9 protein-coding genes and 1 tRNA gene are annotated in these 8617 nt (G+C 35.0%); 9 read left to right on the plus strand and 1 reads right to left on the minus strand.

Annotated elements, in window-relative coordinates:
• The first annotated feature begins 120 nt into the window (after positions 1-120).
• From B2S90_RS09215 to B2S90_RS09250, 8 genes are all read left to right on the plus strand, one after another.
• On the plus strand, positions 121-537 hold the full coding sequence (locus B2S90_RS09215; protein WP_286696943.1) for a transposase: 417 nt from the start codon (positions 121-123) through the stop codon (positions 535-537).
• 480 nt (positions 538-1017) lie between these two features.
• The gene (gene sufC, locus B2S90_RS09220) at positions 1018-1842 is read left to right on the plus strand and encodes a Fe-S cluster assembly ATPase SufC (RefSeq protein WP_055289510.1); all 825 of its coding nucleotides are present in this window, start codon (positions 1018-1020) and stop codon (positions 1840-1842) included.
• A complete protein-coding gene (locus tag B2S90_RS09225; protein WP_055233182.1) occupies positions 1835-2716 on the plus strand; it encodes a SufB/SufD family protein in 882 nt (293 codons plus the stop codon). Before sufC ends, B2S90_RS09225 begins: the two co-directional genes overlap by 8 nt.
• Before the next feature lie 2 nt (positions 2717-2718).
• Positions 2719-3951, plus strand: a complete 1233-nt coding sequence (locus tag B2S90_RS09230; protein WP_055233183.1) for an aminotransferase class V-fold PLP-dependent enzyme — start codon at positions 2719-2721, stop codon at positions 3949-3951.
• Positions 3935-4372: a Fe-S cluster assembly sulfur transfer protein SufU gene (sufU, locus tag B2S90_RS09235; RefSeq protein ID WP_006506422.1), complete on the plus strand. Its 438-nt coding sequence runs from the start codon at positions 3935-3937 to the stop codon at positions 4370-4372. Before B2S90_RS09230 ends, sufU begins: the two co-directional genes overlap by 17 nt.
• Positions 4373-4374: 2 nt before the next feature.
• Entirely contained in the window at positions 4375-5781 is a 1407-nt protein-coding gene (gene sufB, locus B2S90_RS09240) for a Fe-S cluster assembly protein SufB (RefSeq protein ID WP_278778547.1), read from the plus strand.
• On the plus strand, positions 5774-6301 hold the full coding sequence (locus B2S90_RS09245) for a 5-formyltetrahydrofolate cyclo-ligase (RefSeq protein WP_055233185.1): 528 nt from the start codon (positions 5774-5776) through the stop codon (positions 6299-6301). Before sufB ends, B2S90_RS09245 begins: the two co-directional genes overlap by 8 nt.
• Positions 6302-6367: 66 nt before the next feature.
• A complete protein-coding gene (locus B2S90_RS09250; RefSeq protein WP_055233186.1) occupies positions 6368-7828 on the plus strand; it encodes a HEAT repeat domain-containing protein in 1461 nt (486 codons plus the stop codon).
• Positions 7829-7851: 23 nt separating this feature from the next.
• Here the strand turns inward: B2S90_RS09250 and B2S90_RS09255 are convergent, their stop codons facing one another.
• A complete protein-coding gene (locus B2S90_RS09255) occupies positions 7852-8187 on the minus strand; it encodes a hypothetical protein (protein ID WP_055233187.1) in 336 nt (111 codons plus the stop codon).
• Positions 8188-8532: 345 nt separating this feature from the next.
• Here B2S90_RS09255 and B2S90_RS09260 point away from each other — a divergent pair.
• Positions 8533-8605: transfer RNA gene (locus B2S90_RS09260), tRNA-Val, on the plus strand.
• Positions 8606-8617 lie beyond the last annotated feature (12 nt).

Raw genomic sequence — 8617 nt, forward strand, 5'->3', positions numbered from 1 at the left:
TTGACTTTTGAACCAGTTTAAGGCCGCACCTATAAGGATTTCATCTCATATACTGACGATCATGACAACGTTAGTATCGTCGAGATGGATACTGTCTACAATGGACAAAGCGGTCCGTTCATGCAGACCTTTAAGTTCCTGTCTTACTCTTTCATATTTATTATATACCATGAAGAGAAGAGTGCAAAGGCTATGGTTGAAAGCGTAGACCCTCTTGAATCAATATTAGGAAAAGACCTATTCCTAAAGGAAGTGAAAGTCATCAAGACGGATAGAGGTTCTGAATTCTCAGATGCAGAAGGATTGGAAAAAGACAATGATGGCAGCATGCGAACTTATGTCTTTTACTGTGATTCTATGGCATCATGCCATAAAGGAAGCCTTGAGAACAACCACAAGGAGGTACGTTACATATGTCCTAAAGAGACGAATCTCAAAGTGCTTGGTTTTGATTCACAGAAGAAGGCCAATCTCATGGTATCCCACATCAATTCCCGGCCAAAGGAGAACCTGAAGGGAAAGTCTCCGCTGGAATGATGGAGTTCCTTAATCCAGATTTATACAATAGATTCATGGAATTTGGAATCAAAAAAATAGCAAATGATAAAATCATATTTATTGAAAGAAGATAACTAAAATCATTCGGAGAATGTATGAAACATGAGATGCAGACTGACAATAGCACATGCAGTTAAAGTGGAATTTAGTCTTACACCCGAAAAAAATGAACGAAATTCCATAACTTTATTGCGCCTTAAATTCCCATGATTCATGACGTTAAAATCTCATTTCTAGTGTACGAATGATTAAGTTCCAATCCTAAAACAAAAAGAATATCAGAATTAATATCCGATATTCTTATGAAAATATAATCCAGAACGACTAAATTCCACATTATTTTCGTTTCTTTTTAAAGTGGAATTTTAACTTTTCACTTTAGGAAAGACATAATTCTTTATCATATTATTTGAGGTTAATCGAGTAATCTTTTATAATAATTCTCGAGGTGAAAAAATGATGTCAGTTTTGAGTATAAAGGATCTTCATGTAGCCATTGGTGACAAGGAGATTTTGAAGGGAATTAACCTAACAATTAATACAGGAGAAACCCATGCATTGATGGGTCCTAATGGAAATGGGAAGTCAACATTATTAGGTACAATCATGGGTCATCCTAAATATAAAGTGACTCAGGGAACAATCACATTAGATGGTGAAGATGTTCTTTCTATGAGTGTAGATGAAAGAAGCCGTAAAGGATTATTTTTAGGAATGCAGTATCCACAGGAAATTCCAGGTGTCACAAACTCTGATTTCCTACGTTCTGCAATGAATGCAAGAAGAGAAAAACCATTAAGCTTATATCAGTTCATTAAGGCAATGGATCATGCAACAGAAGACTTAGAAATGGATGGTAATCTAGCACATCGTTATTTAAATGAAGGGTTCTCAGGTGGAGAAAAGAAACGTAATGAGATTCTTCAGATGAAATTACTAGAACCTAAATTTGCATTATTAGATGAAATTGATTCAGGTCTTGATGTTGATGCGTTACGTATTGTCGCTGATAATATCAATGAAATGAGAGAAACAAAAAAGGAAGACTTTGGCTTAGTTATGGTTTCTCACTATGAAAGATTATATGAATTAGTAAAGCCTACACATGTACATGTATTAGTAGATGGAAACATTGTAGTAGAAGGTGGCTTTGAACTAATTGAAAAGATCAACAATGAAGGATATGAATGGGTAAAGAAAGAATTAGGCATTGAACTCGAAAAAGAAGACGAAGACGTTGTTTCTATCGGGGTATGTGGTCATAAGGTGACAAGCAATGTATAGTTTTGAACACTATATTCATTTTGTGGATGGGAAGGTAACAGAAGATAATCTTCCTAAAGAAGTTGTTGTCAATGATACAACAATCACATTCAAGTATGGAGAACCCATTCAGCTTCATGTAGTGGTAGATGTAAAGAATGAAATGTCACTACATTATGTATTTGAAGACAATGTCCATTCAGAAGTGATTGAAACAAGACATGTTGAAGAAAACGGTGTATTAAATCGTACATTTACTAACGGTGCTTATTCACATGTTAATTTCTTTAATGAAAATGGAGGAACAGGAAAAAATACTTATCTCGATGAAGGACATTCTTCTCATGATAGTATGTTTCAGCTTGGCTATTCTGAATTATCTGATGCTTCTATTGAAGCCTCTTATACATTTGAATTAGATGGTGAAGGGGCAGATGTCAGATTAAGAATGGCGGCTTTATCAAAGAATAAAGAAAAGAAACATTATAAGGTGCATATAAAACATAATGCACCCCATACTACTGGTATCATGGATAACTATGGTGTTGCGAAAGATGAAGCACATCTTGTGATTGATGGTATTGGTACGATTACAAATGGACAGAATGGTTCAGCATCACATCAGACAAATAAGATCATTGTCTTTGATCCAAAATGTTATGCAAGTGCAAATCCATTCTTATATATTGATGAATATGATGTCCAGGCTTCTCATGCAGCTGGTGTAGGGAAGATGGATGAAGAACATCTTTATTATTTACAGTCACGTGGCTTGACTAAACGTCAGGCTATGCAGCTGATTACTTATGGTTATTTAATGCCAGTAGTCGAAGTAGTAGATAATCAGATGATCAAGGAACGTTTTGAATTGGCGTTATCAAAGGTAGGTGCTTAGTTATGGTGAATTGTAAGGATACAAGAAAAGACTTTCCTATGTTGGATGGAAAGACATTAATGCATGGCAAGCCACTGATTTATTTTGATAATGGTGCGACTACATTAAAGCCTCAATGTGTGATTGATGCAGTATGTGAATATTTATCCAGCTATTCAGGAAATGCCCATCGTGGAGATTATGATTTATCTCATCAGGTGGATGTCGCTTATGAAGAAGCGAGAGAAGTGGTTCAGCATTTTATTCATGCAAAGAGAAAAGAAGAAGTTGTATTTACAAGTGGTGCAACAGATTCACTTAACTTAATTGCGAATGGTTATGCCAAAACACATTTAAAAGCAGGTGATGAAATCCTTTTGAATGTGGCAGAACATGCCTCTAATACATTACCTTGGTTTGATGTAGCGGAAGAAACAGGTGCTGTTGTGAAATATATTGAACTAGATGAAGAAGGTCGTATGACATTAGAAAATGTCAAGAAGGCTGTTTCAGAGAATACAAAAATTATTTCACTTGCGATTGTAACAAATGTATTAGGTTATGAAGTACCTATCAAGGAAATCACAGAATATGCTCATTCTAAGGGTATTATTGTAGTGGCAGATGGGGCACAGAGTGTACCACATATTGTCACAGATGTTGTACGTGATGATGTGGACTTCTTAGCTTTCTCAGGTCATAAGATGTGTGGTCCTACAGGTGTTGGTGTTCTTTATGGTAAATATGAGTTATTAGAAGAAACAAAGCCTACACGTTTTGGTGGAGGATCTAATTCACGCTATAACAGCTGTGGACTTGTCACACTAAAGGAACCACCATATAAATTTGAAGCAGGTACACCTCATATTGAAGGTGTTATTGGCTTAGGTGCAGCTGTTAAATACTTACAGAGCATCGGTATGGACAATATTCGTCAAAGAGAATTAGAATTACGTCATTATGCGATTGAGAAGATGTCTCAGTTGGATAATGTCACTGTATATAATCCAAACTCAGAAGGTGCTATTGCCTTTAATATTAAAGATGTATTTGCGCAGGATGCAGCTAGCCTATTTAATACTTATGGTATTGCGGTTAGAGCTGGTGAACATTGTGCCAAGATTTTAGACGAGTTCTTAAAAGTAAGAACAACTTGTCGTGTTTCTTTCTATTTCTATAACACTGAAGAAGAAATTGATCAGTTTATTGAAGCATGTAAGAAAGGAGATGATTTCCTTGATGCATTCTTTGGATGATCCAATGATCATGAGAGAAATTATTATGGACCATTATCAGAATCCTAGAAACCATGGACTTGTAGATGATGATTCATATCAGAAAGTCAATATGGATTCAAGTACTTGTATTGATGATATTGATGTCCAGGCTAAGTTTAATGGTGATGTCGTGGAAGATGTGCGTTTTGATGGTGAAGCATGTGCCATCTGTACAGCATCTACTTCTATCATGACTGAACTAGTTAAAGGAAAGACAAAAGAAGAAGCAGCGCATATTGTGGATAACTATATGCATATGATTTACGAAAAAGAATATGATCCAGAACTTCTTGAAGAAGCAATTGCGTTTAAGAATACGCATAAGCAGGCCAATCGTATTAAGTGTGCGACTTTAGGCTGGACTGGATTCTTAAAATTATTAGAAGGAAGCGAGGAATAGAGATGGCTATTGAGAATCTTAATATTCCACAAGCTGAAGTGATAGAAGATCATCCTGATGAGGATGTATCTGTCTTCAAGACACCTAAAGGGTTAAATGAAGATATCGTTAGAGAAATATCAGCCATTAAAGAAGAACCAGAATGGATGACTGAATATCGTATCAAGTCATTAAAACAGTTCTTAAAGATGCCGATGCCTAAGTGGGGTGTTGATTTATCTAAGATGGATTTTGACGATTATACATATTATAATCGTCCATCAGATACCAAAACAGATAAATGGGAAGAAGTACCAGAAACAATCAAGAATACATTTGATCGTTTGGGTATTCCTGAAGCAGAACAGAAGTTCTTAGCAGGGGCAAGTGCTCAATATGAATCTGAAGTTGTTTATCATAATATGCTTGAAGAAGTCAAAGAGAAGGGTGTTATCTTCTTGGATATCGATTCTGGATTAAAACAATATCCAGAAATCTTCAAAAAGTATTTTGATACTGTTATTCCATATTATGACAACAAGTTCTCTGCATTAAATGGGGCTGTCTGGTCAGGAGGATCATTTATTTATGTTCCACCTCATACTAAATTAGATAAGCCATTACAGTCATATTTTAGAATCAATTCTGAACGTATGGCACAGTTTGAAAGAACTTTAATTATTGTAGATGAAGGATCCGATATCCATTATGTAGAAGGATGTACAGCACCTTCATATTCTAAAGATTCACTTCATGCTGGTGTTGTAGAAATTATTGTCGGCAAGAATGCACATTGTCGTTATACAACAATCCAGAACTGGTCTAAGAATATCTATAACCTAGTAACACAGCGTGCTAAAGTTATGGAAGGTGGATCAATGGAATGGGTGGATGGTAATATCGGTTCACTTGTAACTATGAAATATCCTTGCTGCGTTCTTGCAGGAGAAAGAGCCAAGGGCACAGTTATTACTATTGCAGTAGGGGATAAAGGTCAGATCATTGATTCTGGGGCTAAGATGATTCATGCAGCACCTCATACATCAAGTCAGATTATTTCTAAATCTATTGCGAGAAATGGTGGTAAGACAAACTATAGAGGACTTGTCCGTCATAACAAGAATGCTTGTGACTGTAAGAGTAAGGTAGAATGTGATACATTAATTCTAGATAAGATTTCTACAAGTGATACAGTACCTACAAATATCATGGCCAATAATGATTCTATTATTGAACATGAAGCCACTGTATCTAAAGTATCAGAAGATCAGCTCTTCTACTTAATGAGCAGAGGTCTCACTAAAGCACAGGCAACAGAAATGATTGTCATGGGCTTCATTGAACCATTCAGCAGAGAACTACCTATGGAATATGCTGTTGAATTAAATCAGCTTATTAAGCTTGATATGTCAGAAGATGCTATTGGATAGAAAACAGATGATTAAGAAACGTCTCGCTTTGGAAGAAGAGACGTTTCTTTCTTATTCAAAAAGAATTGCCTCTTATCTAGAAGAAATGCCTGCATTTAAGAATGCGAAAAGAATTGGCTTTTATATGTCATATCGCCATGAAGTGGATACGCTTCATTTGATTGAGAAATATATGTTAGGAAAGGAAATCTATGTACCGAAATGTGTAGGAGAAGAACTGGATTTCCAGAGAATATATAGTATGGATGATTTAAAAGAAGGGGCTTTTCATATATTGGAACCTTCTACTAATGAACATATGGATGTTAAGGATTTAGATGTGATTGTAGTACCATTGCTGATGTTCGATAAGAATCATAATCGTATTGGCTATGGTCGTGGCTTCTATGATCGCTGTTTAAAAAAGACCGAGGCTATAACTATTGGTCTGGCATTTGATTTCCAGGAAGTAGAAAATACTCATCCTCATCCACTTGATGTATCACTTAATTACATAATTACACAAAAAGGTGTCTTCTAAGACACTTTTTTTATAGTAACAAATGGATGAATTTGATATAATAGATATGATTATGAGGTGTTTTATATGGAAAAAAATGTTGTGAAGAATATTCTCGCAGACACTGATCTGCGTCAAAATCTAATAAAATTAAAAGGTTCAATGACATCAACTGATACATTAGAAGGTCCTATTGTAGAAAAACTATGTGATTGTTTAACTCATGAAGATCCTAAGGTAAGAAAGAATGCGGCACTATTATTAGGCTATACAAAGAATCCTTTGATGGCATCTGTTCTTTTAGATGCTTATAAGAATGAAAAAAAGGACTTTGTGAAGGATGCTTATTTAAAAGGAATGAGTCGTTATGACTGTAAGCGTTATATTAAGGAATTACAGGAAATACAGAATGAACTCATGAATTCTGAGGTGGTAGACAGCAAGCATATCAAAGCACAATTAAAAGTATTAAATCCGATGATTCGTTCATATTCTTATCATAAGAAGAAATCAATCCGTTTATTGCATAAAGAAGTCGATGTTATTCTTACAACACTTCCTTATTATCAATATACACTCTTTGAACAGGTGAAACATTTACGTTATAAACCAGTCGGACAGGGTGTATTAGTCCGTACAAAGGCTATTTATGATCTTCTAGGCTTACGCAATTATAGAGAGATGATTTTCCCGTTATCAGGCTGTTCAGGACTTCCTCAGGATGGAACTCTTATTGGTAAACGTATTGCGTCAAGTAACTTAGTGGATGTACTTCATCGTTTATATGATGCTGAAGGATGTTTTTATTATCGTTTAGTTGATCAGATGAGAGAAAAGAAATCAGCTGTCATCAATGATATAGTAAAAGAACTTATTGAAGAGATGCCTTCATATCTTCAGAATGTGACATCTGATTATGATATTGAATTATTAATTAGAGAATTAAGGCCTGGAACAGTTAATGTTTATTTAAAGTTGAGTTCATTGGACAATCCACGCTTTAATTATAGACGTGAAATCATTTCTAACTCAATGCAGCCTTATGTAGCAGCAACACTTATGGAAGTGGCTAAACCTTATATGGGTATGCATTCTCGTGTATTAGATCCATTCTGTGGTAGTGGTGTTACACTTATTGAAAGATGTATGGCTAAACCAGTTAAGTTTGCTATGGGATTAGATATTTATGGAGAAGGCTTAGAAGCAGCTAAGAAAAATGCGATTGCGGCTAATCAGCCAATCCACTTTGTAAATAAAGATGCCAACCGTTTTGTGAATAATGAAATGTTTGATGAAATATTTACTGATATGCCTACTTATGCACAGATGAAAGATACACGTGCTTTAAAGAATATCTATGATAACTTCTTTAAACGTATCCATAGACACGTTTTACCAGAAGGGTATGTATTTATCTATACAACTGAAATATCTCTTGTAGAGAAGAATTTAAGACTTAATTCAGACTATCTTACACTCATAGAACATTATGATGTGCCTAGAGGTAAGACAATGGCTTATTTCTTCATCATTCAGGTAAACAAATAGAGGTCCCATCAGGACCTCTTTTTCTATCTGAATAAATAACGATATCCTTGCCAGAACCACTGTTTCACTGTTTCTGGGTTATCTAAATAAAAACGTATACCAAACGCAAGTGCCACTAATATAATTGCAAGTAATACTAATAATATGAAATTCTTAATGAAAGTCATCACAGGATGTGATTTCTCTTTATACTTTACCTTCGTTTTAGTACGTTTAGGTAAAGAATGTGATTTCTTATGTTTCACTTTCGTTTTGACTACCTCTTTGACTTCTGGCTCGTTCTCTTTCTGTTGAATAGAATTTACTCTCTTAGCTTTTTGAATAGAGTCATCTTCATCATCAAATGTGAATCTTTGCATACTATCACCTCTCTGCTTTAAATGAATATAGTCTCTATTAGAGTATTTGTCAAATAAAAAAATGCTCCCATGACACAATAAAAGCTCTTGAATAAGGAAAGCAAATGTATGTGTCATTGAGAGCGGCCTTAAACAAGAGCCTTTAAAATGTACCTGTTATCTGGTACAGTTAAATTGTAATCGTTTCTATAACAAAAAGCAAATAAAATAGAAAAAAACTTGAAGAAATCAATAAAAATTAAAAAAAGCGTCATTTAATCAAATATACCTATATACAAAACTACAAAAAAGTTTCTATTTTCTGTTGACTTAGAATAAATATGATGATAATATAGTAGCCGCAGCGGAGGTTTAGCTCAGTTGGGAGAGCATCTGCCTTACAAGCAGGAGGGCACAGGTTCGAGCCCTGTATCCTCCATCGTTCGGGACT

Source organism: Catenibacterium sp. UBA627 (genome assembly GCF_002299355.1).
Classification (GTDB): domain Bacteria; phylum Bacillota_I; class Bacilli_A; order Erysipelotrichales; family Coprobacillaceae; genus Catenibacterium; species Catenibacterium mitsuoka.

Coding starts and splice junctions, on each gene's coding strand:
- B2S90_RS09215 (WP_286696943.1), top strand. CDS start 121: ATGCAGACCTTTAAGTTCCTGTCTTACTCTTTCATATTTATTATATAC.
- sufC (WP_055289510.1), top strand. CDS start 1,018: ATGTCAGTTTTGAGTATAAAGGATCTTCATGTAGCCATTGGTGACAAG.
- B2S90_RS09225 (WP_055233182.1), top strand. CDS start 1,835: ATGTATAGTTTTGAACACTATATTCATTTTGTGGATGGGAAGGTAACA.
- B2S90_RS09230 (WP_055233183.1), top strand. CDS start 2,719: ATGGTGAATTGTAAGGATACAAGAAAAGACTTTCCTATGTTGGATGGA.
- sufU (WP_006506422.1), top strand. CDS start 3,935: ATGCATTCTTTGGATGATCCAATGATCATGAGAGAAATTATTATGGAC.
- sufB (WP_278778547.1), top strand. CDS start 4,375: ATGGCTATTGAGAATCTTAATATTCCACAAGCTGAAGTGATAGAAGAT.
- B2S90_RS09250 (WP_055233186.1), top strand. CDS start 6,368: ATGGAAAAAAATGTTGTGAAGAATATTCTCGCAGACACTGATCTGCGT.
- B2S90_RS09255 (WP_055233187.1), bottom strand. CDS start 8,187: ATGCAAAGATTCACATTTGATGATGAAGATGACTCTATTCAAAAAGCT.